Consider the following 594-nt stretch of genomic DNA (forward strand, 5'->3'; position numbering starts at 1 on the left):
ATGCACCACGTTCTGCAGCGCGTTGATCTCGAGCTCGCAGGCGTTGCAGCTTCCGGCGTCCACCTGCCGGATGGCGAGCGAACGTCCGAGCCGGACCTGCGCCGCCTCGTCCAGCCGCGCGCGCAGCTCCGCCACGATCTCCGGCGCGACGGGCGGAGCAGGATCGGTGACGGGCCGCGAGACCAGGCATCGTGCGAGCTTCGGCCAGAGCATCAGCCGCCCTCCCCGGTCGGGGTGAAAAAGATGAGCCTGTTATGGAACGGGTCCTGGATGCGGACCTGCCGCTCGCCCCAGGGCATCGTCTCCAGCCCCGGCCGCGCGTAACGGTAGTTCTTGGCGGAGATCTCGGCATGAAAAGCGGCGAGATCCGGCCAGAGGATGCGGAAGGCCGTACCGGGGCAGCAGTCGCCGTGATGCTCGGAGAGGTGCAGCTCCACGCCGTCGCGCGAGACCTGCGCGTAGAGCGGCGCGTTGTCGTCGAAGCGATGCTCCCAGTCCCAAGCGAAGCCGAGATAATCGATGTAGAATTCGCGCGTCTTCGCGAGGTCGAAGATGCGCAGAATGGGCGTCACGGTCTGCATCACAGGTCCACCC

1 protein-coding gene and 1 pseudogene are annotated in these 594 nt (G+C 67.0%); both read right to left on the reverse strand.

Annotation, left to right across the window (positions count from 1 at the left end; genetic code table 11):
* Positions 1–213 (reverse strand): annotated as a pseudogene (locus AC1DWF_RS36560) (hydrogenase); the annotation flags it as partial.
* Positions 213–581 carry a glyoxalase superfamily protein gene (locus tag AC1DWF_RS36565; RefSeq protein ID WP_476843330.1) on the reverse strand — a complete coding sequence of 123 codons (369 nt, stop codon included), beginning with the start codon at positions 579–581 and terminating at the stop codon, positions 213–215. The pseudogene AC1DWF_RS36560 and the gene AC1DWF_RS36565, both read right to left, overlap by 1 nt.
* Between the last annotated feature and the right edge of the window lie 13 nt (positions 582–594).

Source organism: Aminobacter sp. P4_D5, assembly GCF_056401815.1.

Coding starts and splice junctions, on each gene's coding strand:
- AC1DWF_RS36565 (WP_476843330.1), bottom strand. CDS start 581: ATGCAGACCGTGACGCCCATTCTGCGCATCTTCGACCTCGCGAAGACG.